A 26505-nucleotide genomic window follows, 5' to 3' on the forward strand; every position below is an offset into this window, starting at 1 on the left:
ACATTTGCAGCACTTGATGGGATTACTTGACCAAAGTAAAAATCTTAAATACGGAAAGAGGTTTTTATACCATGACGAAGACGCTAAAAGGATTTCCGAAAAACTTCTTGTGGGGCGGGGCAACCGCAGCCAACCAATTGGAAGGTGCTTTTGACGTAGATGGAAAAGGATTGTCCAGTGCGGACATGGTTGCCTATGTACCCAAAGCAGAGCGCAAGAACGATCATGCTATGGAGATTTCGTCCGAGCGACTCGAAGACATTTTGGCAGGCAAAGTCAATGCCCGTTTTCCAAAACGTGAAGGTGTGGACTTCTTCCACCACTACAAAGAAGATATTGCATTGTTCGCGGAAATGGGCTTTAAGGTATTTCGTATGTCCATCAACTGGTCGCGGATTTTCCCGAATGGCTATGATGCCGAGCCGAATGAAGCGGGACTGCAATTCTACGACAATGTATTTGATGAGCTGCGCAAATATGGTATTGAACCGCTGGTAACATTGTCACATTATGAGACACCGCTGGGTTTGACTCAGAAGTATAATGGCTGGCTGGGTCGTGAAGTTATACAGCACTACGTAAATTATGCCGAAACTGTGTTCACGCGTTATAAGGATAAAGTAAAATACTGGCTGACCTTTAATGAAATCAATGTAATGACCATGAGTCCGTTTACCGGTGGCGGGGTGGTCATTGACCGCGTAGAAAACAAGCAGCAAGCGATATACCAAGCACTGCATCATCAATTTGTAGCTAGTGCACTGGCGACAAAACGAGGACATGAGATCATCCCGGGCTCTCAAATCGGCTGTATGCTGGCTCGTTTGGAAAGCTATCCACATACGTGTAACCCAGAGGATATACTGAAAGCCCAGCATGAAAATCAGATGAACCTGTTCTTTACGGATGTGCATGCCCGTGGGGAATATTCCAACTACATGAATCGTTATTTTGAAGAAAATAATGTTGTTATACACACAGAACCAGGCGATGCCGAAATTTTAAAAAATAACACGGTCGATTATATCTCATTCAGCTACTACATGACCTTGACCGTATCTGCAGGTCCAGAAGGCGAAAAAGCAGCAGGAAACCTGATTGGCGGCGTGAAAAATCCATATTTACAGTCCTCTGACTGGGGATGGCAGATCGATCCGATCGGCCTGCGTGTTACGCTGAACACGTTTTATGACCGCTACCAAAAGCCGCTGTTCATCGTGGAAAATGGTTTGGGTGCGTATGATAAGGTGGAAGAAGACGGCTCTGTGCATGATACGTATCGCATTGATTACTTGCGTCAGCATATTGCCCAAATGAAGGAAGCGATTGCCGACGGTGTTGATCTGATTGGTTACACCAGCTGGGGTCCTATCGACCTTGTGAGCATGTCTACTTCCGAAATGTCCAAGCGCTACGGATTTATTTACGTTGATCTGGATGATGACGGTAACGGAACGCTCAAACGCTCCAAAAAGGACTCATTTAACTGGTATAAAAATGTGATAGCAACCAATGGTGAAGAATTGTAATTCCAAATTTTCTCGGGCGGGTATAGCAGAGGACATCCTAAGGATGCAATCTGCTGTACCCGCTTTTTTTGATAGACATAATAATAATATTTCAGAGGGCTTCACAAACTTTTCACTTGTAATAAGCTGAAAGTTTTCTGTATAATAAATAAAAATTTCATATGTCTGGTTGATGTTTGCGGGAGATGGAACGAAAGTTCCGACCGAAGGGGCAAAACTCTCAGGTGCTTAGGCTGATTACAGCAACAAGCGGGGACCGTAAACGGACAGAACTCTGGAGAGACCCTTAATTGGGCGCCGAAGGTGCACCGCAGAGAACATCTGCTTAAACTCTCAGGCAAAAGGACAGAGACGCGAATAACCTGTGACAGGGAATGCCCTAGGCTTTTTTATAAGCTATTAGAGGCAGAAACCTGCGCAAGATGGTTGTATTTTTTCGTGCCTTTAACCTCTCCAGGAGTCGAATCAGCGGATTTGACTCTTTTTTGTTTTCTAATATGCTGGAGGAGCGGGTTGAAATGAATTTGGTACATGTGTTAGAAGCGATTAGCAGTTGGATATGGGGGGCGCCTCTCATCATTCTTGTCATGGGAACGGGGTTGTGGCTGACCATACGTTTGAAGATGCTGCAGGTATTCCGCCTGCCCCTGGCGATCAAGCTGATCGGTAAGGCCCCGAATGAAGGCAGCGGGGATGTAAGTAGTTTTGCGGCTTTAAGTACAGCGTTGGCGGCTACAGTTGGCACAGGAAGTATTGTCGGCGTAGCGACAGCCATTAAGCTGGGCGGGCCGGGTGCCTTGTTCTGGATGGTCGTTGCAGCCTTTTTTGGGATGGCGACGAAATATGCGGAAGGTGTACTTGCGGTAAAATACCGGGTGAAGGATCGGAATGGGCAATTTTCCGGCGGCCCGATGTATTATATTGAGAAAGGTCTGGGACGCCGTTTTAAACCGCTGGCGATGCTGTTTGCTTTTTCGGGCATGCTGGTAGCGTTGTTCGGGATTGGAACGTTTCCGCAGGTCAAAGCGATTGTATCTTCGACCGAAAACAGTTTTGGCGTTCCGCCCATTGTAACGGCACTGATTATTGCTATCCTTACAGGACTTGTTACTATTGGAGGACTCAAAAGCATTGCCAAGGTATCGACGAAGGTCGTTCCTTTTAAAACAGGCTTGTATGTACTGATCTGTCTCATCGTACTGATTCGGTTTGCTGACCAACTTCCTGCCGCAATTGCGCTGGTGCTCCATTCGGCATTTTCAACTACATCTGCAACGGGCGGATTTGCCGGAGCTACGATTATGCTGGCGATGCGAAGTGGGGTAGCCAGAGGTATTTTTGCCAATGAGGCCGGATTGGGAAGCGCACCGATTGCAGCTGCAGCTGCCAAAACCAAATGGCCTGCGGAGCAAGGGCTAATTTCCATGACAGGCGTGTTTATTGATACGATGGTTATTTGTGTGATGACCGGGTTGACGCTACTGGTTAGTGGTGTGTGGAGCGGGCCTACCGATGCGGGCTTGATGACTCAGCAAGCATTTTCCAGCGCATTCCCGCTGGGGGCAGAACTGCTCACAATCATTCTGATTATGTTCGCGTTCACCACCATGCTCGGCTGGAACTATTACGGGGAACGCTGTGTTGAATATTTGCTTGGGGTCAAGTGGATTAAGCCATACCGCTATCTGTTCATCCTACTGGTTGCCGGGGGCGCGTTCATTAAACTGGATGCGATTTGGCTGCTGGCAGATATCTTTAACGCAATGATGGCTTTCCCAAACCTGATTGCCCTGCTCGGCTTATCAGGAATTGTAGTCGCAGAAACCCGAACCTATATGGATTCTCTGAATTCTAGTAAGAAAAAGGGCATTCTTGCAGGTGCCAGTGTAGGGGCAGCTATCCAAGTAGAAGAAAAAGGACAAACGGTTAATTCATAAATTCCAAAAGGGAGTGCCCTCAGTCATCACAGGCTTGAGGACACTCCCTTTTGAATGTTATAACGATGCGTGCAAAATAGCTGAAATATCTTCTTGATTCAGCTTTTTATAATTACCGAAGCCTCCGTATTCCATTTCACGGGCTGCAATGTTTGCGACATTTTCCAATTGCTCATCATTAATATTGTAATCGGCCAGGGTGGAAGGGGCACCGAGACTTGTCCAGAATGCACTCAGGCGATCAATCCCCTCCAAAGCAATTTCCTTATCCGTTTTACCAGTGGTATCTAAATCAAACATGCTGAGCATCAGCCGCTTCATGCGTGCAGCATCCTGATCCACCGTATGTCTCATCCAGTTGGGGAAGAGGATCGCCAGACCGCCAGCATGAGGAATATCATATACAGCGGATAATGCATGTTCAATCGTATGCGAAGCCCAGTCCCCGAAGTAGCCCATTTGTAGTGTTCCGTTAAGGGCAATCGTTCCGGCATATAAAATCGTTTCACGATGCTCGTAGTTGTGCAAATCTTCCAGCAGCTTAGGTGCAGTTTCGATCACGGTTTGCAGCACGGAAAAGCACATACGATCTTGCAACGGTGTATTTTTAACATTGTGAAAATATTGTTCAAACACATGGCTCATCATATCCACCATGCCATATACCGTCTGATCACGTGGCACAGAGAAGGTGTTTTTTGGGTCCAGAATCGAGAATTTCGGATGCGTCACCGCGCTGCCCCATACGTATTTTTCGTTCGTTTCCCAGTTGGTGATAACAGAATCCGGATTCATTTCTGAACCGGTGGCGGCGAGTGTGAGGATGGTGCCGAATGGAAGAGCCTCGGTCGGCATGTGCTTTTTGTTGATAATATCCCACACATCGCCGTCATATTCAGCCCCTGCTGCGATGGCTTTGGTGCAATCAATAACGCTTCCACCGCCTACAGCAAGTAAGAAGTCGATTTTTTCATTTCGGCAAATGTCGATACCCTTCTTAACGGTGGACAAGCGCGGATTCGGTTCTACGCCGGACAATTCATGAATGTTCAGATGTAGCGGTTCTAACGCGTTTAATACCTGGTCATATAGACCATTTCGTTTGACACTTCCGCCTCCATATACCAGCAAAATGTTTTTGCCGTAATTCAGCAGTTCCTGCTGGAGTTCTTCAATTTGATTGTCTCCAAAAATTAATTTGGTGGGGTTATAATATGTGAATTTGTTCATCTGGTAAGTTTCCCTCAGTTCATAGTTCATGTTCAAATCGTAAATCGCTTAACCTGATTGCCTGTTGGATACCTAACTTCATAATGTAAGCTATTTGAAATGACGATTAGCTATTATACATGAAATGAATAAGGGAATTCAAGTAAATCTAATCTTTGACCGCTCCGGCGGCAAGATCGGAAATAAACTGGCGGCTAATGAAAAGAAATAAAATAATAAGTGGCAGTACAGCCAGCAGGGTGCCCGCAATGACCATCGCATAATCCGTATTGTAAATCCCGTTCAATTGTGACAGTGCAATCTGGAGCGTGAATTTACGTTCATCCGTTAAGACGATTAGCGGCCATAAATAATCATTCCAGGCTCCTATAAAGGTAAATGCGCCGAGAAAAGCGAACGCAGGACGTAGAATAGGCAGTGCTACATTCAAGTACAGTCGAAAAAAGCTGCATCCGTCCATCCGGCCCGCATCCAGCAGTTCCTTTGGAATGGATTCTTCCGCATATTGACGAATCCAGAAAATGCCGAAGGCATTTACCATCCCCGGGATGATAAGCGCTTTGAACGTACCTACCCATCCAAAGGAGGCCATCATGACAAAGGAGGGGACAAGCGAAAGTTGTGAAGGGACCATCATCGTAGCTAGCAGAACGATAAATAGCACTTTTTTGCCCGGAAAATCAAACTTGGCGAATGCAAAACCTGCTAGTGAATCGAAAAACAGAACCAATAGGGTAACAGAACCGGCTACAAAAAGGGTATTAAAAAAGGCTCCGGCAAAATTAATCTGTTGTAATACTCTCGTTATGTTATCCAAGAAGTGGCTGCCAAACCACAATTGTGGTGGAAAACGATAGATGTCTGAGGTTGTACGGGTTGCCATGACGATCAGCCAGTAAAATGGAAACATCGACAGAATGATTCCCACCAACAATCCGGCATATAAAACAAAGGATTTTGCGCGTGTCTGCATCATGTTGTGAAGCTCCTTCCCATCGTTATTTTTTACCTTGAACGAGTTTCCAGTTTATGATGGAGAATAGAGCAATGATGAGGAACATGCCCCATCCGACGGCTGCACCATATCCAAAATAGTTGTTAATGAACGACTCGCGATACAGGTATAAAACGATGGTCATGCCACTTGCCCCGGAACCGCCGTCATTACCGACCAGGACCTGTGGCTCGGTGAAGAGCTGCATACCGCCGATGGTGGACGTAATCACCGTAAACAGAATGACTGGGCGTAGCATGGGGATAGTGATGCGGAAAAAAGCTTGCGCTCCGGTTGCCCCGTCTATTTTGGCGGCCTCATACAGCACATGCGGAATACTCTGGAGTCCAGCCAGATAGATGATTGAGTTATAGCCCATCCATCTCCATACGACCATAGAAGAAATGGCGATTTGGATACCCCAGGGCACATTCAGCCATTGAACCATGGGTAGCCCCATGAGTTGCAGAAGGTAGTTAAGAAATCCAAAATTGTTGGCAAATAAGGCACCGAATATGATGGCAACAGCTACAATAGACGTCACATTTGGCAGGAAGAATCCGACTCGCCATAAGGTACGCATTTTCACAAAAGGGGCATAAAGCAGAAAGGCAATAATCAGTGCGAAGAATAGCATCGGAATCGTTGCATACACCCAGATCACAAAGGTGTTGCCTACAGCCTGCCAAAATTCATGATCTGTTACAAGGTAGCGAAAGTTGCCCCAGCCGTTGTAGGTCATGTCTCCGATCCCGTCCCATTTGTGAAACGCTAGATATAATGAAAAACCAATCGGAAACAGTCCAAAGATGCCAAACAGTAGATAAAACGGCGAGATCGCAGCATAAACGGCACGGTGCTTCCAGATTTCTCTCAGCATAATGTCCACACGCCTTTTTTGAATTTTGTTTTTACCGCTGTAATTCCCGTTCGATTCGATCCATTGTTTCCGTCCATAATGCATCGGAATTGGCATCCTGCTTGGCGACATTAGCAAGACGACGGGTCACAATGCCGTGGATGACAGGATAGCGCTCGCCGAAATAGCTGCTTTTCACATTACGTGCGGAGGTGGCAAAGATGAGTCCGGTGGCCTGACCACCAAAGAAAGGCTCGGGTGTCCCCATGATAGGATCGTTATAGACGCCGGGAGTGGACGGGAACAGTCCGATTTTGTGGTAGGCTTCCAGCTGGTGTTCCGGGTTTTGCAGCCAGGTCAGCACTTCAAAGGCTTCTTTGGGATGTTTGCTGGATTTGAGGATAGAAATGAAAGAACCACCCAGGTTGCCGTCTCCTCCAGGAGCACGGGCGACTCTCCATTTACCCGCTGTATCCGGCGCGGCCTCTGTGAGAACTTGCTTCATCCAGATAGCCCCTACAAAAGAGGCGATTTTGCCGTTATTGACTGAAGCGTTCCATTCGGGAGTCCAGCCATCCGCATTGGCGAGCAGATGCTTCTTGTGGAAATCGACAGCGGTTTTCCAGCCCAGACGGATGTCAGGAGATTGATTGCCGATATAGCTGCCATCTGGCTTGAAGTAAAGGTTTGTATGCTGAGCGAGTACCTGATTGTAAACGTTTACAATATTGTCAGCCAAAAATGAACGGCTTCCGAATTTCTGGCGAAGTTGTTCTCCGGCCGCCATGTAATCATCCCATGTGCGAATGGAGGCACTAACCTTTTCAGGATCACTAGGCAAGCCTGCTTGTTCAAACAGATCACTTCGGTAGAAGAGGGCGGTAGGTCCTGTATCCATGGGAAATGCGATCATTTTACCATCAGGAGTGATCCCCTGATTCCATTTCCATTCCAAATATTGATCCTTTAAGCGGTCTGCTCCGAGTTCCCTTAAGTCATAAAAACGATCCGCACTGGGGAACAGCTCCACCATCCAATCGTTCAGAGCTACGATGTCTGGTTCACCGGAACGAGCTGCGAGCGTTGTCTTCAGTTTGGCTTTGAAGTCACCGCCTATTTTTTGAGTTTTTAATTCAATGTTGGGAAATTGTTTTTCCGCCTGGGCGAGTAGTTCATCGTCAATGGAACGGTTCCAGTACCACAATGTAAGCGTTATCTTTTTTCCGTTTGACAAATTAGTTTCAGATGATTGACTTTCAGAGAACGAGGGTCCACTACAAGCACTGAACATCGTGAGAAAAGCAAGACATAATACCAGCCATTGTACTGTTTTCACATCATTTCCCTCCTTGCTGTCTGAGATAATCTGCCTGCTAAACAAGTTGTAAATGGTTTAGCTCCATCATATGAAGCTGTTACCCATTTATGTGCATTGACTTAACCAAAAACAAAAAAATTGAAACAAAGCATGTATAGAAATTAAATACTCTAAAGATATTGATCTTACTAATCCGAAGAATGATAAAACAATAAGGCAGATATTATGTCAAAAGGTATCTAAATCGTCAATGCTGAGCAATATCTTGGAAAAATCTAATGATGAATTCGAAGAACGATTTCTCTATATCGGTGTGCAGTTCCCCAGTAGGAAAGGACAGATAGATTGTTCGCGTACATCGAGGCTCCCTGATTTGAAGCAGCTTAATGTCTTCGGTTACGACGTTCCTCCACAGGATAGAAGGAATAAAGGAGATGCCAAGTCCTGTTTGAATCAACCCTCTTACCGTAGCCGGATCATCACTTTCAAAGACGATGTTGGGTTCAAAAGGGATGTGAGTAAAAAAGAGGTCCGTTGTTTTCCTAAGCGAATTACCAGGTGTAAGGCTGATAAACTTCTCATGCTCTAGATCTTTCAGGAATACGGTGTCCTGAACGCTCAGAGGGTGAGATTTTGGTACGCCAAGCAAAATTTCCTCCTCCAGCAGGATCGCATGCTCGTTGTCCGCCAACTCTTCGGACGTAATCGCAAAATCGTACGCCGGTCCTTTCTTCATCTTCGCAGGGTGCTGGGTCAGGTTGAATCTAATTTGAGGATAGAGATCGCGAAACTTGCCGACAAGGTTGGGCAATAGCATAGAGCCGACAGCGACGTATAACGTGATGACCTCTACCTTTTCGTTCTTCATTTCTTTGACTTCGGATACGCCTTGCTCTAGCGCTGATAGCGACTGGTTCACTCTTTTCAGGAACTTCTTGCCATATTCATTCAGCACGATATGTTTTCCTTCGCGGTCAAATAGCTGCACACCCAATTCCGTCTCCAGGTTTCTAATCATTTTACTTAAGGCAGGCTGTGAGATAAACAACTCGTTCGCGGCACGTGTGACATGCTCATACTTCGAGGTCACTTGAAAATACTTAAGCTGCAAATAATCCATAGTGAAAAATCTCCTTTATAACCACTAGGTTATCGATCATATGTGAATATATATATTTTACAGGTATTTACTCACTTCTTACAATTAACAATGTAAAGAAAATGAATCCGCTAAAGGTGGTGAGATTCTGAACATCGTTTTTACATTTCCCGGCCAGGGGTCACAGGTTCCTGGAATGCTCCAAGATGTACCCGAGTATGTGAAAAAGGCAACAAGTATCATCGGAACTGAACTGCGTGATGATGAGGAGGCTATGGGCTCAACGGTCTGGATTCAGATGGCACTCTTCGTTAAGGAGACGGCAATAGCCTACCGGTTGATCGAGCAGGGTATCCGGCCCCAATTCGTGGCAGGGCATTCCATTGGTGCATTTCCTGCGGCGGTCATCGCGGGAGTTCTCTCGTTCGAGGATGCGCTTCGGATCGTATGGCTCCGTGCCCGGTTGATGGAAGAAACCTTTCCTGAAGGCTATGGAATGGGTGTGATTATTGGGCTTACGCAGGCCGAGGTTCAACAAGCCGTGCTTCTCTCCCATAGTGAGGCAACGCCAGTCTACCTCTCGAATATAAACGCAGAGCAGCAAATCGTCGTATCCGGATCATTGGTAGGGTTAAATAAAGCATTTATGCATGTGAAAGAGCTTGGGACCGCTAAAACGGCGCTTCTGAAGGTTCCGATTCCTTCACACTCCCCGCTGATGTCAGAGGTAGCCAATAAGCTATTGCTGAAAATACACACTTTTTCTTTGCGGGACGCTCAAATACCATATTTGGTGAATCATACGGGCAGAAAGACGAAAGCCAAGGAAAAAATCGCGGAGGACCTTGCACTAAACGTAGCATATCCCGTTCGGTGGATGGATATGGCGGCTGTCTGCGTCGAATCGGGAGCTGACTGTTTCATCGAGATGCCGCCGGGTCATACTCTTTCCAGACTTGTCAAGCAAGCCCACAAGGATACCCGGCAAATGGCCGTGGACGAGATCGGTCTGGAAGCGACTCAGTATCTGATTAGAAAATGGAAGGAGCAAGAAGAATGAATAAAGTACTGCGATCCTGGTCACAAAAACGTGATAAAAAGCAGGAAAAGTTAGGAAAGGTGGAAAAGTGGCTCGACGGAAAATACATCGACTCCTCCCGAATTGTCGACCTGATGGAGGCGTTAATTGATCCAGGCGCGAAGGTCGTCCTGGAAGGAGATAACCAGAAGCAAGCGTCTTTCCTTTCCCAGAAGCTGCTGGAAGTCGATCCTGGCAAAGTGCATGATTTGCATATGATTATGTCCAGCATTTCAAGACCCGAACATTTGGATATTTTCGAGAAGGGCATCGCCGGGAAGCTGGACTTCTCCTACAGTGGCTCCCAAAGCCTGCGTGTTGCGCAAATGATTGATGACGGGATACTTAAGCTCGGTGACATCCATACGTATTTGGAATTGTTCGGACGTCTCTTCATTGACCTTATTCCAGATGTGGTGCTGGTAGCGGCAGACAAATCAGATCGCGAGGGCAATCTGTATACCGGAAACAATACGGAAGAAACTCCGACGATCGTGGAAGCGGCGGCTTTCAAGGATGGGATCGTAATCGTGCAGGTTAACGAAATCGTGGATGAGCTACCGCGAACCGATATTCCAGCTTCCTGGGTCGACGTCATTGTACAGGCCGAAAAACCGTACGCACTGGAAGCACTGTTTACCCGTGATCCGCAGAATATTACTGAACTGCAAATCCTGATGGGCATGATGGCGATCAAGGGTATTTATGGAAAACATCAGGTGCAGTCGCTTAATCACGGCATTGGCTTTAATACTGCAGCGATTGAGCTTTTGCTTCCGACCTATGGTGAACAGCTTGGCCTGAAAGGGAAGATTGCCAAGCACTGGGCCCTGAATCCGCATCCAACTTTGATTCCGGCGATTGAATCGGGTTGGGTCGAAAGCATTCACAGCTTTGGAGGCGAGGTCGGTATGGAGAAATACATTGCGGCTCGTTCAGATGTGTTCTTCGTCGGCAAGGACGGATCTATGCGCTCCAACCGCGCGATGTGTCAGGTTGCAGGCCAGTTCGCTGTAGATATGTTTATCGGATCAACGCTACAAATGGACTGTGCAGGTAATTCGTCTACCGTTACTTCCGGCAGATTGTCCGGTTTTGGAGGAGCGCCGAATATGGGGCATGATCCTCGGGGGCGGCGACATGCGACTCCTGCCTGGCTTGACATGATCGAGCGCCCGACGGAACTCTCCAAAGGCCGGAAATTGGTCGTGCAGATGGTTGAAACATACGGTGCCAACAAAAAGCCAGTATTTGTAGATTCGCTAGATGCCATCAAGGTGAAGGATGAATCTGGTCTCGCCATTACGCCAATCATGATTTACGGGGATGATGTCACCCACGTCCTTACCGAGGAAGGCATTGCATACCTCTACAAGACGGACAGTATAGAGGAGAGAAAGAAGGCTCTCGCGGCAATCGGAGGCGTAACACCTTTAGGAATGGAAAGTAATGAAAGCGATGCAAGCCTGTTGCGTGACAGAGGGATCGTGGCCTATCCGGAGGATCTTGGGATCATGCGCAGACAAGCCAAGCGCTCGATGCTGGCAGCACAGACGATTAACGATCTCGTAGATTGGTCAGACGGATTGTATGATCCACCGGCTAAATTCCGGAGCTGGTCTTAAAGCCATGCTCACGATGAATCATTCAGCTTTCGCGGCTTCTCTGGCTGCCAAAGCTGTAAAGGCACTGATGGAAGAGGCTCTTCTTACGCCCAAGCCTGGACTTGTCGATGCCAGAGACAATGGCTCTCATACTGATATGTCCATCGATCTTATGCTTGCATCCGCAAGAGCATTGGAGGATACGTTTCGGGAAATAGCCATTGTGTCATACCTTCACCCGGTGGACCAGACTTTGCGTGAGCAGATCGCTCTAATCGGGCGGGAGGGCGAGAAGGTGATGCTCAGTGCAACGAACGGTGTCAATACACATAAGGGTGCCATTTGGGCCCTTGGGCTTTTAACAAGTGCACGGGCAGCCTTTCCAAGGGAGCGGGACCCACATCAGATTATGAGCATTGCAGGAAGAATTGCATCGTTCCATGACCGGTACCGTCCGATGCAGCAGACGAATGGACGAACGGTTAAGAAGAAATACGCGGTAGTGGGGGCAGAGGAAGAAGCGAAGCTAGGCTTTCCGCACATCCGGGACGAAGCTTTACCTGCTTTGCTGCGCGCTAGGGCTTGTGGGAAGACAGAGGTCGAAGCACGCTTAGAAGCTTTATTGGCCTTGGTGGCATGTGTGGATGATACCTGCATCCTACACCGCGGTCAGTTGACGGATCTGATGGCGATTCAGAGTATGGCCGCAGCCTTCCTTGCAGCAGATGGATTAAGAACCCAGTCGGGCAGAAAGCTGCTCTACCGCTTGTCCGAGTATTGTAATGTTAGACAACTCTCACCCGGAGGTAGTGCCGATCTGCTAGCTGCCACATTATTTCTAATCGATTGATACTTTAATTGGAGGTGTTTCTGAAGGATGGAAAAATTACAGTTTCAATACCAGACTACGAAGCCCATCTGTAAGCCGGCACATATAGGTGTTGTCGGTTCGGGAGATTTGGAGATTATTGTAGAGCCTGTAAAAGGCCAGACCACCAACGTCAGCATTTTAACAGGCAGTGAAGGATTTGAACAAGTATGGGAGAATGTTCTGACCCGTTTTTTTAACCGTTATCCGATTACTGCCAATATTACAGTTCATGACTTCGGAGCTACTCCGGGTGTAGTAATGCTTAGATTTACGCAAGTGCTGGAGGTGCTGGATTATGCAGAATAGTTTTGTGGAGCTGAATGGACGCGAGAGAGCTAAAGCGCTGCTGGACGAAGGGACTTTCCGTGAGATACTTGGGCCGTTAGACAAAATCCAATCCCCCCACCTAGAGCCGCAAGGCATTGTTCCTCAGAGCGACGACGGGATTATTCTGGCTCTTGGCGAAATACACAAACAGAAGGTCTTGATCATTTCGATGGAAGGCGCTTTTCAAGGAGGGGGGATTGGAGAAGTCAGCGGGGCCAAAATTTCCGGAGCGCTCGAACTGGCACTGGAAGAGAATAAGAGAGGGAACAAACTATATCCCGTCATGATCTTCGATACAGGGGGTGTTCGGCTACAGGAAGCGAACTATGGATTGTTGTCGATTTCGGAGATTGCTACCCAGATCGTTGCCCTGCGTAAATACGTTCCTGTTATCGGACTGATCCCGGGCCGCGTAGGGGCATTTGGGGGAATGTCCATTACTGCAGAATTGTTTACCACTCTGATTGCTACGAAGAAAGCGCGCCTCGGTCTGAACGGGCCGGAGGTCATTGAGCAGGAAGCAGGGGTCATGGAGTTCGATGCAAGCGACAAAGCCTTGATTTGGAACACAATCGGAGCTAACCAGCGCTTCCAAACCGGATTGATTGACGAAATGGTGGAAGATACGACGGATGCAGTTGTCGAAGCGATTGATACTGCGCTCAAGGCACCGGCGAAGCCTGCTAAAACAGAGCAAATCGATTTCTATCTGACCCTGTTAAACACTCTTGATCCTACAGAAGCTTGGACACCTGAGCGCTATCGCGAATTTTACACGCAGATACAGCCTGTGCAGCAGCCTGTCCCGCTGGCAAAAGAGGGTGCGGCCGACATGTCGGATAGTAGAGGTTATCGCTGGTTCTCCCGCTTGACGGGCATTGCTCACCCAATCAGCGATGTTCCTTCAGTGCTTGCGGCAGACGTGGATAAGCACGGACAACTGTGCAGATATATCGCCATTGTTCCGAATGCCTCCAACCGATTCCCGCGTGTCAGAAACGGTGAGGTTGGTATGCTTGAAGGCTGGACGGTGGCTCAAATCATCAGGGACGCAATCCGTCAAGATGAGAAAAAAGAAACCAAACGTCCGATCATTGCCATCATTGATGTACCCAGTCAAGCCTATGGCTATAAGGAAGAAATGGTCGGTATCAGTCTTGCCCTGGCTGCAAGTGCAGATGCTTACGCAACCGCTAGATTAGAAGGCCATCCAGTTATCGGTGTGATTGTCGGTAACGCGATTTCCGGGGGCTTCCTCGCGCATGGGCTGCAATCGAATCGTTTGATCGCACTGGATGACAGCAAGGTCAATATTCAGGCCATGTCCAAGGCTTCTGCTGCTCGGATTACCAAGCGGACGATTGCCGAGCTTGAAGAAGCTACCAAGAAAGTTCCAGCTATGGCCTACGATGTTCGTAGCTACAGTACTCTGGGGGCATTATATCAGATGCTGAGCGGTATCCATGCAGACGATCCACAGAGTAGTGATGTAGCCATCGTGGAAAAGACCGTTTCCGAGGCAATCGAGAGTACAAAAGGAGCGCCCCGCGACCTTAGCTTCCGATTGCAGACTAAGGAAGCTATGGCGGGTGGGCGGACTGCAACCCGTGGCGTTCGAGATGCGCTTTTGGAGCAATGGTAATCCATCCACATGATCTGATTGAAGTGTCCAATTTGAAATATCTCTCCTTATATGAAGACAAGGAGTGGGTAACCGCCTCGCTGAGGCGGACCCCCTTTGTGGTCGTTCGCCGAGCCGATCCGTCGGCGGATGGTTGTATTCCCGTCGGAGTACGTGGACAGGAGCGAAATCAACGGGAAGCTGCATTCCTGGACCCGAAGGGGGTGTCCCAGCTCGTGTCTCCCTATGCGATAGTGAAACGTCAGATGTGGAACTCCTTGCCTACAGAGAGACGGCAGCAGCCTGTCCTTCAGTTGATGGACTTGTTAGCAGAAATGATGGCGGATTGGCGCTGGGGGCCAGCGGGGAGCGCAGGATTCGAAATAGTAACGCAATACCCGACTGTGAAGGAAACGAGTGATCTTGACCTTGTTATAGATGGTTCAGAGGTTATTGATTATGCAGTAGTTGAAAGACTTGTGCACAAGTTGGAGCATCTGGGTGTTCGAATTGACATTCAATTGGAGACAAGAGACGGTGCCTACGTCCTGCGCGAAATTCTTGAGAGACGGGCCAGCACTGTGGTGCTGCGAACTTCTTCGGGTCCCAAGCTCGTTCGTAATCCTTGGCAATAAGGAGCTATAATCAACGGCAAAAGGGAGGAATGCACGACCATTTGGCTTCAGGCAAGCTGTCAAAGGGGAAGTGCGTATTATGGAAAACACTGAAGAGCGGAATATTAATATTAATGAGAGCGACATCTTAAAGGTGTTTGCCGTCAGCGGAGCGATCTTGCAAAGCGTTCTGGGGATGTTTCTGAAGTATGCACACACTAACGATAACCTAGCCTTATTAGGCGTCATTTTCAATATAGTAAAGTATACTGCGCCAGTCTTTATTTTTGCCATTGTATATGGGATGGTGAAAAATAATCAGCATACGAAGGTATCCCATTTTTACAAGGAAAAATTCGGGGAGCTCGTGATCCCTTATTTACTGTGGGCAGCGGCTGGCTTAATTTTCTTCCCGGAAATTCAGGTTAATCAGCACGTTGCATCATTCCGGACGCTCATCGAGTCATTTGTGCTCGGTAATGCATCATCACAGTTTTGGTACACGGTGATGATGTTGCAATTTCAATTGCTGATGCCAGTCCTTATTTTCATCTGCTACAAATACTTGGCTAAGCCTAAGCGGGTCATTCCGCTGCTTATTGTGAGCTTCGTGATCTTCGGAGCGTGGCTATGGATGTACGATACCTTCGTATTCCAAGGAGCATATGCGATTAGTCTGCGTTACCTTGACCGCTTTTTCGTTAGTTATTTTATTTATGCTTTACTAGGTGGAATCGCTTGGGTATATAAGAAACAGTTCGACGGAGTGCTTCGCCGGATTCAGTTCATACTCATTCCGGTAATGCTTCTTATTCTCATTTGGACAAATCACGAATTTTTCGGTTTTGGATTTGAGGATATGTCCTTCGGAAATCTGATTTATCTGAAGCCGTCCATGACCTTGTACAGCTTGGTAGTGATTTTCCTGATTTACATGCTGGCAAGACATTTGATCAGCGTAAATTCCCGTTCACTTCCCTATTACAAATGGTTATCTACTTATGCGTACCGGGCCTTTACAGCGAACGTATTTATTTTGGTCATCGTGCTGCGCTTGGTCGGTGATTTGGTAAGTCAGCTTCCTTTATTTGTGGCACTGCTTTTGGTTTATCTGACGACTGTAGCATGCTCCTTCGGCATCGTCTATGCCTTTGCGCAGATAAAGGTAAAGGTATGTCGTGAATGGTTATTGTTGAAACAAAAAAGAGCGCAAAGCACCGATCTAAGATAAATGCCTAAAAGAAATAATACAGATAACAACGTATATATGACATCCTAATTTAGGCGTATCTAAGTTATTGGCGTATTGACGGCAACCCCAAAGGGTATCTCGATGATTGAAGAGATACCCTTTTTGTGAACCTGAACTTACTTACATCAATCGCTGTATTTCATCTTTCAGAATTTCGGACCGAGTCCCGAAAATAACCTGCAGGGTACCGTTACCAAGCCTGATGATTCCCGACGCTCCGAGCTGCTTGAGAGCTTGATCATTAACCGCTTTGTCGTCTTTGACGACAAGACGCAGCCGTGTGATGCAGGCATCAATGCTTTGGATATTGTCTGAACCGCCGAGATAGGTTAGTATTCTGCCTGCCTGACTGGACTGAGTATCGGATGTGGTGCTTGCCTTTCCATCGGGTATAGTTTCGTTAACCTCAGACAGGAGACTGTCTTCTACATCATCTTCACGCCCAGGAGTTTTTAGGTTGAATTTGAGAATGATAAATCGGAACAGAAAGTAATAGATGAGGGCAAAGACAAGCCCAACCGGGATCATTCGCAATGGGTGGGTGGAGAGTTTCATATTGACCAGATAGTCAATGAGTCCTGCTGAAAAAGAAAAGCCGAGTTTGACATCCAATAGGTATACGACCAGGCCGCTCAGGCCTGTCAGCAGAGCATGAACGCCGTAAAGCAATGGTGCAATGAACATAAACGAAAATTCGAGGGGCTCGGTAATTCCGGTCAGGAACGATGCCAGTGCAGAACCGATGAAAATGGAAGCGACGGCTTTACGTTTTTCCGGTTTGGCCGTATGGATGAATGCGAGGGCTGCTGCTGGGAGAGCGAACATCATAATGGGGAAGAAGCCGGACATGAATATACCCGCCGATGTATCGCCTGCGAAAAAACGCGTCAGGTCACCATGAACGACCTCACCGGCAGCATTGGTGTAGTCACCAATTTGAAACCATGCGATCGAGTTCAACACATGATGCAAACCGAGCGGGATCAGCAGCCGATTGGCAATCATGAATATCATTGATCCGATTCCGCCAAAGCCGACAATCCAGTTGCCGAAGACTGCAATCCCATCTTGTATCGGACTCCAGATCATACCGAGCAGAATGGCCAGAATCATGGTCGTAAAGGCGGTGATCATGGGGACAAAACGTTTGCCCGAGAAGAAGCCAAGCCAATCTGGGAGCTGAATATTGTGATATTTTTTAAACAGAAAAGCAGACCATCCACCGATAAAAATACCACCCAATACGCCCATGTCCAGCTTGACGTCGTCTGGAATATATGCAAATATACCCGGCACTGCCGCCAAAATACGGGTCAGCACCATATAGGCAATGACTGCCGATAATGCGGCTACTGCGTCGCCTGCCAGACCAATGGCAACACCGATGGAGAAAATGAGCGCAAGGTTACCGAAGATGGCCCCCGCCCCCTCGTTCAGAAAAGGGGTGACATAATGATTCAGAAATCCGCCAACTCCGGGACCAAGTGGTATATCCGTTTCATAATTAATCAGTGCTAATCCTTGCAAAATCCCTGCGGCGGGTAGAGTGGCTACTGGAAGCATTAACGACTTGCCGATTTTTTGCAGAAATTTCAGCATAACATTCTTCCCTTCTTCATCGAGTTTGGGAGTGTCGTATTCATCCTGAAACCCTTACATTAAACCATTTTTTTACATCATAAATCGGAGAATCTAACATGGTCAACGATTATTTTAAGCTATGAAAATACGTAAATCCGTAGTTGACATCGCTTACATGCTTATATAGTATCAAATTTAAGTTAATAATCGTGACGGAGACAAGAGAGCCACGCAGACACCCATGGTACAGCACAGGGTTGGTTTGTGATGGCTTTTCTTTTTTTGCGCGATGAAAGCGATCGAAATCGGATGATCTATTGAGGAGGTAGGTTGTATGTCGCCATACGCAGCCGAATTCATAGGGACAATGATTCTTATTGCCCTAGGTGGCGGAGTGTGCGCAGGGGTGTCCCTGAAAAAGTCATTTGCTCACGCTTCCGGCTGGATTGTGATTGGAATGGGATGGGGGCTCGCGGTTGCTATTGGGGTGTATGCAGTGGGTGAAATCAGCGGAGCGCATTTGAATCCGGCAGTGACACTGGCGTTGGCATTTCAGGGCATTTTTCCGTGGCAGGACGTTCCCGGCTATATTGTGGCTCAGCTTCTCGGGGCCATGGCGGGTGCGATAATCGTGGTTTTGCATTATTGGCCTCACTGGAAAGAGACGGAGGACACAGCAACCAAACTCAGTGTATTTGCGACAGGACCGGCTATTGATCATCCATTTGCCAACGTTCTTAGTGAAATGATAGGTACTTTCATCTTTATTCTTGCTCTGCAGTCATTTGGTGCCAATTCATTTACAGGGGGCTTGAAACCGCTGATTGTGGGTTTTTTGGTTGTCAGTATCGGTTTATCCTTTGGAGGCACAACGGGCTATGCCATCAATCCAGCGAGAGATTTTGGGCCGCGTCTGATGCATTATTTACTACCGATTCCCGGTAAGGGAGCATCCAATTGGAAATATGCCTGGGTGCCCATTGTAGGGCCGCTGTTGGGTGGATCTTTCGCAGGGCTATTTTATCAGGCTGTTTTTAAGGGGAGTGTGACTCCGGCTTTCTGGATTTTACTAGGGATCATCGTGATTGTACTCTTGATTACCTTCCGTATGAGTCGTACTTATAAAAATCATAAAACGGATCACAAACTTACAGCGTAAAAACGATGGATTTACACGGGGAGAGATGAACAATGGGAAAATATATTTTGTCACTAGATCAGGGAACGACAAGCTCAAGAGCGATTTTGTTCAATAGCGAAGGAGATGTAGTGTACTCGGCTCAGCGAGAATTTCCACAATATTTTCCTCATCCCGGCTGGGTAGAGCAGAATGCGAATGAAATCTGGAGCTCTATTCTCGGAGTCATTGCCTCCTGTCTTTCCGAATCCGGTGTAAAAGCAAATCAAGTGGCTGCCATCGGCATTACCAATCAGCGAGAATCGGTGGCTGTGTGGGACAAAAATACAGGAGTGCCTGTGTATAACGTACTCGTATGGCAATCACGCCAAACCTCGGACATCTGTGAAGAATTGAAGCGGCAAGGGCACGAGGAGCTGTTTCACAGCAAAACAGGGCTGTTGATCGACCCGTATTTTTCAGGCACTAAAGTAAAGTGGATACTGGACCATGTGGAGGGCGCTCGGGAAAAGGCAGAACGAGGTGACCTGTTATTCGGTACGATTGACTCGTGGCTGATCTGGAAATTATCCGGCGGAACGGCACATGTAACAGACTACTCCAATGCAGCTAGGACGCTGATGTACAACATTTATGAACTAAAGTGGGACGAAGAGCTGCTGGACATTCTGGGTGTTCCGAAAATCATGCTACCTGAGGTAAGACCTTCTTCCGAGGTATATGCGCACACCGTGGATTATCATTTCTTTGGTCAGAATGTACCAATCGCCGGTGCAGCAGGTGACCAGCAGGCAGCTTTGTTTGGTCAGGCATGTTACGAAAAAGGGATGATCAAAAATACTTACGGCACAGGCTGCTTCATGCTGATGAATACGGGGAATCAGCCTGTTGAATCCAAGCACGGCCTGATTACGACCATCGCTTGGGGACTGGAGGAAGGCAAAGTACAATATGCACTCGAGGGGAGTGTGTTTGTAGCGGGGTCGGCGATCCAGTGGCTGCGAGACGGGCTGCGTATGTTCCGTGAAGCGAAGGACAGTGAGCCTTATGCCGCCCGTGTTTCGTCTACAGAAGGAGTGTATCTTGTACCCGCTTTTGTCGGACTGGGCAGCCCCTACTGGGATAGCGAGGTGCGCGGAGCGATGTTCGGTTTGACACGCGGGACCACGAAGGAGCATTTTATTCGCGCCACATTGGAGTCACTTGCTTATCAGACCAAGGATGTGCTTACAGCCATGGTGATTGATTCAGGTATTGCAGTGAAGACGCTGCGGGTGGATGGAGGAGCTGTATTGAACAATTTTCTGATGCAATTCCAGAGCGATATTTTGGATGCAACAGTGGAGCGGCCAGTTATCCATGAGACGACGGCACTGGGGGCTGCATGTCTGGCAGGTTTGGCTATTGGATATTGGAAGAGCACGGATGAACTTCGCAAGCGGGTGAGGGTGGAAACCTCTTTTGCCCCGGATATGGATGAATCAACACGTGAAAGCTTGTATGAAGGCTGGAAAAAGGCTGTGAATGCGACGATGGCCTACAAGTAATAGATTAAGCGTTGGGTCTCTGAATATTAAACTGCAAAAAGATGACTTCTGAATTTATCAGAAGTCATCTTTTTTAAGGCATATGCTAACTCTTGACCTTCGTATGGTTCCAATGTTGCCGGGCTCCGCAGGAGCTACGAATGACTAGTTCCGGCTCTACTTTAATACATTTCGTGTTCATTTGTTTATTCATCAGGTCAAACAGCACCATAGCGGCTAGACGGCCTATTTTTTGCTTGTCTTGTTTTACCGTCGTCAGTGGAGGTTCGGTATAACGACAGGCTTCTATATCATCACATCCCACTACAGCAATATCCTCGGGTACCCTCAAGCCGCTTTCCTTGAAAGCACGTATGGCACCAAAAGCAAGTAAGTCGGTAGCCGCAAAAATAGCTTTTGGTAAATTTCCTTGCTGTATCCACGCCTTCGCGATCTGGTATCCATCTTCTGCCGCGTAGTCCTTACCATACACGATCCATTCAGGTCTGACATCAAGACTAAACCGTTTTAGTGAAGCAATAAAAGCCTCCTCTCTCTCTTTAATAACCAAGGAGGGGCGTTCAATGCCTATAAAACCCATTTCGCGGTATCCATTCATGTAAAAGTGCTCAACAACCTTCATTGAAATCTTCTGATTGTCGGACATGATATAGCAGGAACTAGCTCCGGTTAGCTCAATATCGACACCGATGCAGGGGATAGGGCTGGCGTCGAGATCAAAAACACTCTTCTCCACCTCATCTCCAGCAATAATAATGCACCCGTCCACTGAAAAATATTTCGAGCGAGCCAAATAGTCCTCTCCATTATCCAGAAATTTCTCATTTGAAAAAAACAGCAGATCGTAACCGAGCAAGCCAATCTGTTTTTTGAAGACATTAATGATATCTACAAAAAAAGGATGACTAAAATCAACATTCAGCTTGCCGGCAAATATAACGCCTACCAGATTAGATTTTTTGGTAGCAAGCGTTTTAGCCGAGGAGGAGGGTCTATAGCCTGTTTCCTCCATGATTTTAAGTACCCGCTGCCGGGTTTCCTCACTGATGTCCGTGTAATTGTTAATGATTTTCGAAACCGTTGCCACTGAAACGCCTGCCATGCTAGCTATTGTTTTTATATTCATGGAATCCTCCGTAACTAAACTGATTTAGTTAAATTGACTTTGCTTTTCAAACTTAATGATTACTCGTATTCTATGCTACCTCATAGAAGTGAGTCAACAGTGTGAATAAAGGATATTGCCTAATATTTCAAGGAGTAATAACGGTGATTTATGTTTTATTTGATAATTTACAATTCTCTATTTACAAATACAGGCTATCCGATACATAATAGTAGCTGTAATTAACTAAACCGCTTTCGTAAAAGTGAATGCATTTATTCTAAGAGTACAGGGGGAATTTTGCAATGCTGAAAAAGTGTTTTTCTTTACTTGTTGTAACCGCTTTAATAGTGGTATTGGCTGCTTGCGGCAAAGGTGGTGAAGCTGGACAGAACGGGAATAAAAAGGTCACGTTAAAGATTATTCATTGGCAGCAAGAAAATATTAATAACTATATAAAGGAATTTAATAAAAAGTTTGAAGAGAAGTATCCCGATGTTCAGGTGGAGTATACGACGGTTCCTGCTGATTCAACTTATGATCAACTGATGCAAACGCGTATGAATGCTGGTTCAACCGGTGATGCAGACATTATTCCTTTGAAATTCAGCTTCGTAGGCGCACCGCAGGAATGGTCTAAGGGAGCAGCTGATCCGATGTGGAAGCAGTGGATTGAGGGAGGACTCATTGCAGATCTGTCGGATCAAGCTTTTATCAAAAACTATAATCCTACAGATGTCAAAAATGCCATGACCTACAACGACAAAGTATACGGTGTAAACATGGGAAAGGTGGCCCTGACAGGTCTGTTTTACAACAAAGAGATTTTTGAAAAATATAATCTTACTGTGCCAACGACATGGGACGAACTGGTGAATGTGATGAAGGTGCTCAAGGATAATGGCGTAGAACCGCTTGGTTTTGGCGGTAAGGATGTATGGCCTATTAACCTTGCTGTCCAAGGGCTTCAAGCCTCTATCCATGATGATCAGCTGGAATATATCAAAGGGTTGTGGACAGGTAAGACGAAGCTGACAGACCCCGTCCAGCTCGAGGTTTTGGAAAAATCACAAATTTTGATGAACAACGCCATTAGTGGATTTATGGGGATTGACTATGGAACCTTGCCAAGCTTGTTTGCTTCAGGTCGTGTGGCCATGATTGCGGATGGTACATGGGATGCAACTACGATTCAGACAGCCAATCCAGAGATGAAATTTGGATATTTCCCGATTCCAGGTAGTAATGATCCTGCCAAAAATAAAAATCTAGCAGGAAAATACGATATGACATGGATGGTTCTGGAAAAATCACCGAATAAGGAATATGCGATTAAATGGCTTGAAATGCTTTCTGAGAAGCAGAACTATACCGATTTCGTGAACGTTGCTGGATTTTTGCCAACACAGCCTGATGTGAAGATAAAAAGTGATTTTGTTGCTGAAATTCAGCCGTCACTTGAAAACTTCAAGCTCTCTTGGGATCAGTTGTTTATCAACCGTAAGAATGCTGGGCAATACGTTAAGGATGCCAGTGCACATGCAGAATTCTTGGCTCCTGCTGGTCCGATAAAGACGCCTTTGGAACTTGCTCAGAAATCTCAGGCTGACTGGGATGCGGCTGCTCCTAAATAATGCATAGATTTTACAGGAAAACAATTGGGCAACTGCAAGACCTTAAATAATGTAAAAAGGTGTGAGGCACATGTATCCCTTCGGAAAGGGTGCGGCCCGGATAATGCCCTATCTTTTGCTGGGTATACCGGTTCTGCTCTATTTGCTTCTTGGTTTTGGACCCTCTATGGTAACGGTGCTTTTTTCCTTTACAGATGCTACCGGGGTTCCGGGACAGACATGGAGTTTTATCGGATTCGAGAATTACACAACTTTCTTCACCTCCTCCGATTCTGGAGATCGTCTCGCTTCTATAGGACGTTCCTTGTATTTTGCCGTAGCGGTGGTTGTAATTCAAAATGCGGTAGGGCTGTTCATGGCCGTCCTGATTAATAAAAAGCTTAAAGGGGATATGTTATATCGCTCTGTATTTTTCCTCCCTGTTGTACTCGGGGTAACGGTATCCGGCCTGATCTGGCAGCTGCTTGCCAATCCGCTTGGGGGTCCTGCGCAAGCCTTGATGAACTTTTTTGGAACGAGCTCTAACTTCTTCGGGGATTACAATATTGCATTTGAGTTGATTATTTTTGTGCAAATTTGGATGTATATGGGTTACTCGATGACTATTTTCTTAGCCGGACTCCAATCTATCCCCAGTGACTTATATGAAGCAGGGTATATGGACGGTGCCTCTGGATGGAAAGCGTTCAAAAATATTACCTTTCCGATGATTGCACCGTCCTTTACCGTCAATATGCTGCTGTCCATTATCGGCGCCTTGCAGACCTTTGACATTATTTATGTGCTGACAGGTGGTAAATTCAACACAACAACCCTGGCGTTTGATGTATATGCAACAGCCTTTGGTACTGGAACGTCAGATTACGGTCTTGCTTCCGCAGTTGCTATGATCCAGTTCGTGTTCGTATTTACAGTATCGATGATTGCCTTGTATTACTTACGTAGAAGAGAGGTGGAAATGTAATGAGCAGTACCAAAGGGACCAAAATACTGAGCTACATCATCGTACTGCTCATGCTTTCGTTATATGTGTTCCCTCTTTTTTACCTTTTTAATGTATCCATGAAGACTCAAAGTGAGTATTTGATGAATCCTGTAGCTCTAGCCAAGAGTCTACATTTGGAAAATTTCATGGATGCTTGGGAGAAAGGGAACTTCTCTCAATACATGTGGAATAGCATTTTGTATACAGGCGTATCTACGTTATTAACACTGATTATATCCGTGTTCGCAGCTTTTCCGTTGGCACGGGGATACGTTAAGTTCAGTACCTTCTTTTATGTGTTTTTCCTGATATCTATGTATCTCCCGAATCCTCTGATTCCGCAATTTGCTCTTATTAATAGTCTGGGACTTTACAATACACAGCTTGGTTTTATCTTACTGAAAACAACAGGTACCGGCATCGCCTTCCTGATGTTTGTAGGGTATATCAAGTCTGTCTCCCGAGAGCTGGATGAAGCGGCTGCAATGGACGGGTGCGGATATTCACGATATTTGTTTACGATTCTTGTCCCGCTGATGAAGCCAGTGTTGGCGACAGGCATTATTTTGACAGCTATTGGGGCGTGGAATGACATTATAGGTCCTACTATTTATTTGTCTGATCCTGCTTATCAGCCAGTGACCAAGGGATTGTTCTCCTTCTACGGACAATACATGAACAACTGGCCGCTGCTCGCTTGCGGCATTCTGATTGTTACACTACCGCTCGTGATTTTGTATATTTTCCTCCAGCGCTTTATTGTCGGCGGTGCAATGGCCGGAGCTGTGAAGTCTTGATACCTGAAAGGATGATACCGAGTATGAGTGAGAATACCTATACATTCCCCACCACGTTTATGTGGGGAACTTCGACCTCTTCTTATCAAATTGAAGGTGGCGCGGATGAGGAAGGGAGAACGCCTTCTATTTGGGATACTTTCTGTCGAGCACCCGGGAAGGTGATAGGAGGGGACTGCGGAGATGTGGCTTGTGACCATTTTCACCGCTTTAAGGAAGACGTGCAATTAATGAAGCAACTTGGCTTTTTACATTACCGTTTTTCCGTGGCCTGGCCGCGCATTATTCCCGCACCCGGTGTGGTTAACGAACAGGGGCTACTCTTCTATGAGCGTCTGCTGGATGAGATTGAGTCGGCCGGGCTAATTCCAATGCTGACGCTGTATCATTGGGATCTACCGCAGTGGATTGAGGACGAGGGCGGTTGGACGCAGCGAGAGATTACCCAACATTTTAAAACGTATGCCTCTGTAATCATGGATCGATTTGGACAGCGTATAAGCTGGTGGAATACGATAAATGAGCCCTACTGCGCCTCTATTTTGGGCTATGGTACAGGCGAGCATGCCCCCGGCCACGAGAACTGGAGGGAAGCCTTTACTGCCGCTCATCATATTCTGATGTGTCACGGGATAGCCATGAACTTACACAAGGAAAAGGGCCTGACGGGCAACATCGGTATTACGCTAAACATGGAGCATGTCGATGCAGCCTCTGAACACCCCGAAGATGTAGCCGCTGCTGTCCGGCGGGATGGTTTTATTAATCGTTGGTTTGCCGAGCCATTGTTTAACGGGAAATACCCTGAGGATATGGTGGAATGGTACGGGGGGCACTTGAACGGATTGGATTTTGTACAGCCTGGTGATATGGAGCTGATTCAGCAGCCAGGGGATTTTTTGGGCATCAACTACTACGCCCGCAGTATCATTCAAGCGACTACAGACGCTTCGTTGCTTCAGGTCGAGCAGATTTCCATAGAGGAACCGGTAACGGATATGGGATGGGAGATTCACCCTGAATCCTTTTATAAGCTGCTAACGCGGATTGAGAAGGATTTTACCAAGGGATTACCTATCCTGATTACGGAAAACGGAGCAGCGATGAAGGACGAACTGGTGAATGGAAAGATTGAGGACATTGAGCGTCAGCATTACATTGAGGAACATTTAAAGGCATGCCATCGCTTTATTGGGGAGGGAGGTCAGCTTAAGGGCTATTTTGTCTGGTCATTCCTCGATAACTTTGAATGGGCCTGGGGATACAGCAAACGTTTCGGTATTATACACATCAATTACGACACACAGGAACGGACTCCCAAACAAAGTGCGCTGTGGTTCAAACAAGTGATGGCGAATAACGGGTTTTAAATAGAAAAGGGGGAT

Annotated in this window: 22 protein-coding genes and 2 riboswitches; of the genes, 15 read left to right on the forward strand and 7 right to left on the reverse strand. The window is 46.8% G+C overall.

Translation table 11 applies throughout. From position 1 onward, the window contains the following. Positions 1–71 precede the first annotated feature (71 nt). Together NSQ58_RS08325 and NSQ58_RS08330 are read left to right on the forward strand one after the other, a co-directional pair. Complete coding sequence (locus NSQ58_RS08325) at positions 72–1529, forward strand: glycoside hydrolase family 1 protein (RefSeq protein WP_053325983.1); 1458 nt, start codon at positions 72–74, stop codon at positions 1527–1529. A gap of 169 nt (positions 1530–1698) precedes the next feature. Next, positions 1699–1775: riboswitch (glycine riboswitch) on the forward strand. An 18-nt stretch (positions 1776–1793) separates the two neighbouring features. After that, positions 1794–1888, forward strand: a riboswitch (glycine riboswitch). 159 nt (positions 1889–2047) lie between these two features. Then, positions 2048–3466: an alanine/glycine:cation symporter family protein gene (locus NSQ58_RS08330; RefSeq protein WP_023989998.1), complete on the forward strand. Its 1419-nt coding sequence runs from the start codon at positions 2048–2050 to the stop codon at positions 3464–3466. Between the two features lie 57 nt (positions 3467–3523). Here the strand turns inward: NSQ58_RS08330 and NSQ58_RS08335 are convergent, their stop codons facing one another. The 5 genes from NSQ58_RS08335 to NSQ58_RS08355 all read right to left on the reverse strand — a co-directional run bounded on the left by NSQ58_RS08335 (position 3524) and on the right by NSQ58_RS08355 (position 8987). After that, positions 3524–4696, reverse strand: a complete 1173-nt coding sequence (locus NSQ58_RS08335; protein ID WP_103744882.1) for an iron-containing alcohol dehydrogenase — start codon at positions 4694–4696, stop codon at positions 3524–3526. Between the two features lie 148 nt (positions 4697–4844). Further along, positions 4845–5672: a carbohydrate ABC transporter permease gene (locus NSQ58_RS08340; RefSeq protein WP_023989996.1), complete on the reverse strand. Its 828-nt coding sequence runs from the start codon at positions 5670–5672 to the stop codon at positions 4845–4847. Between the two features lie 22 nt (positions 5673–5694). Further along, on the reverse strand, positions 5695–6570 hold the full coding sequence (locus tag NSQ58_RS08345; protein ID WP_034095207.1) for a carbohydrate ABC transporter permease: 876 nt from the start codon (positions 6568–6570) through the stop codon (positions 5695–5697). Between the two features lie 31 nt (positions 6571–6601). Next, positions 6602–7885, reverse strand: coding sequence for an ABC transporter substrate-binding protein (locus NSQ58_RS08350; RefSeq protein ID WP_023989994.1), 1284 nt, complete (start codon positions 7883–7885; stop codon positions 6602–6604). A 229-nt stretch (positions 7886–8114) separates the two neighbouring features. Next, entirely contained in the window at positions 8115–8987 is an 873-nt protein-coding gene (locus NSQ58_RS08355; RefSeq protein ID WP_023989993.1) for a LysR family transcriptional regulator, read from the reverse strand. A 175-nt stretch (positions 8988–9162) separates the two neighbouring features. Between NSQ58_RS08355 and NSQ58_RS08360 the strand changes: the two genes are divergently transcribed. The 7 genes from NSQ58_RS08360 (at position 9163) to NSQ58_RS08390 (ending at position 16312) form a co-directional block, all read left to right on the forward strand. Further along, positions 9163–10026, forward strand: coding sequence for an ACP S-malonyltransferase (locus NSQ58_RS08360; protein WP_341057176.1), 864 nt, complete (start codon positions 9163–9165; stop codon positions 10024–10026). After that, positions 10023–11669: a malonate decarboxylase subunit alpha gene (mdcA, locus tag NSQ58_RS08365; protein WP_023989991.1), complete on the forward strand. Its 1647-nt coding sequence runs from the start codon at positions 10023–10025 to the stop codon at positions 11667–11669. Before NSQ58_RS08360 ends, mdcA begins: the two co-directional genes overlap by 4 nt. Before the next feature lie 4 nt (positions 11670–11673). After that, the gene (locus NSQ58_RS08370) at positions 11674–12498 is read left to right on the forward strand and encodes a triphosphoribosyl-dephospho-CoA synthase (RefSeq protein ID WP_023989990.1); all 825 of its coding nucleotides are present in this window, start codon (positions 11674–11676) and stop codon (positions 12496–12498) included. Positions 12499–12525: 27 nt separating this feature from the next. Further along, on the forward strand, positions 12526–12825 hold the full coding sequence (locus tag NSQ58_RS08375; protein WP_023989989.1) for a malonate decarboxylase subunit delta: 300 nt from the start codon (positions 12526–12528) through the stop codon (positions 12823–12825). Continuing rightward, entirely contained in the window at positions 12815–14488 is a 1674-nt protein-coding gene (gene mdcD / locus NSQ58_RS08380; RefSeq protein ID WP_023989988.1) for a biotin-independent malonate decarboxylase subunit beta, read from the forward strand. Before NSQ58_RS08375 ends, mdcD begins: the two co-directional genes overlap by 11 nt. Then, positions 14482–15102, forward strand: coding sequence for a malonate decarboxylase holo-ACP synthase (locus NSQ58_RS08385; RefSeq protein WP_068941702.1), 621 nt, complete (start codon positions 14482–14484; stop codon positions 15100–15102). The genes mdcD and NSQ58_RS08385 overlap by 7 nt, the downstream gene beginning before the upstream one ends. 79 nt (positions 15103–15181) lie before the next feature. Next, complete coding sequence (locus tag NSQ58_RS08390; protein ID WP_068941700.1) at positions 15182–16312, forward strand: acyltransferase; 1131 nt, start codon at positions 15182–15184, stop codon at positions 16310–16312. A gap of 141 nt (positions 16313–16453) precedes the next feature. Here NSQ58_RS08390 and NSQ58_RS08395 read toward each other — a convergent pair whose 3' ends face one another. Further along, positions 16454–17932 (reverse strand): PTS transporter subunit EIIC, encoded by a 1479-nt coding sequence (locus NSQ58_RS08395; protein ID WP_068941698.1) that lies wholly within the window; start codon positions 17930–17932, stop codon positions 16454–16456. 316 nt (positions 17933–18248) lie between these two features. Here NSQ58_RS08395 and NSQ58_RS08400 point away from each other — a divergent pair, with 316 nt between their 5' ends. Then, the gene (locus NSQ58_RS08400) at positions 18249–19073 is read left to right on the forward strand and encodes an MIP/aquaporin family protein (RefSeq protein ID WP_053325980.1); all 825 of its coding nucleotides are present in this window, start codon (positions 18249–18251) and stop codon (positions 19071–19073) included. Between the two features lie 32 nt (positions 19074–19105). Continuing rightward, positions 19106–20599 (forward strand): glycerol kinase GlpK, encoded by a 1494-nt coding sequence (gene glpK / locus NSQ58_RS08405; protein WP_053325979.1) that lies wholly within the window; start codon positions 19106–19108, stop codon positions 20597–20599. A gap of 85 nt (positions 20600–20684) precedes the next feature. On the opposite strand, the gene NSQ58_RS08410 is transcribed toward glpK, so the two are convergent. Continuing rightward, complete coding sequence (locus tag NSQ58_RS08410) at positions 20685–21725, reverse strand: LacI family DNA-binding transcriptional regulator (RefSeq protein WP_341057181.1); 1041 nt, start codon at positions 21723–21725, stop codon at positions 20685–20687. 284 nt (positions 21726–22009) lie between these two features. Between NSQ58_RS08410 and NSQ58_RS08415 the strand changes: the two genes are divergently transcribed. The 4 genes from NSQ58_RS08415 (at position 22010) to NSQ58_RS08430 (ending at position 26490) form a co-directional block, all read left to right on the forward strand. Then, positions 22010–23338 (forward strand): ABC transporter substrate-binding protein, encoded by a 1329-nt coding sequence (locus NSQ58_RS08415; protein WP_028541562.1) that lies wholly within the window; start codon positions 22010–22012, stop codon positions 23336–23338. Between the two features lie 70 nt (positions 23339–23408). Beyond that, a complete protein-coding gene (locus NSQ58_RS08420) occupies positions 23409–24302 on the forward strand; it encodes a carbohydrate ABC transporter permease (protein WP_028541563.1) in 894 nt (297 codons plus the stop codon). Continuing rightward, positions 24302–25120, forward strand: a complete 819-nt coding sequence (locus tag NSQ58_RS08425) for a carbohydrate ABC transporter permease (protein ID WP_028541564.1) — start codon at positions 24302–24304, stop codon at positions 25118–25120. The genes NSQ58_RS08420 and NSQ58_RS08425 overlap by 1 nt, the downstream gene beginning before the upstream one ends. Positions 25121–25143: 23 nt before the next feature. Then, positions 25144–26490: a GH1 family beta-glucosidase gene (locus NSQ58_RS08430; protein ID WP_028541565.1), complete on the forward strand. Its 1347-nt coding sequence runs from the start codon at positions 25144–25146 to the stop codon at positions 26488–26490. Positions 26491–26505 lie beyond the last annotated feature (15 nt).

Origin of the sequence: Paenibacillus sp. FSL M7-0134 (genome assembly GCF_038007865.1) — a bacterium.
In the GTDB taxonomy this organism is placed as follows: domain Bacteria; phylum Bacillota; class Bacilli; order Paenibacillales; family Paenibacillaceae; genus Paenibacillus; species Paenibacillus polymyxa_B.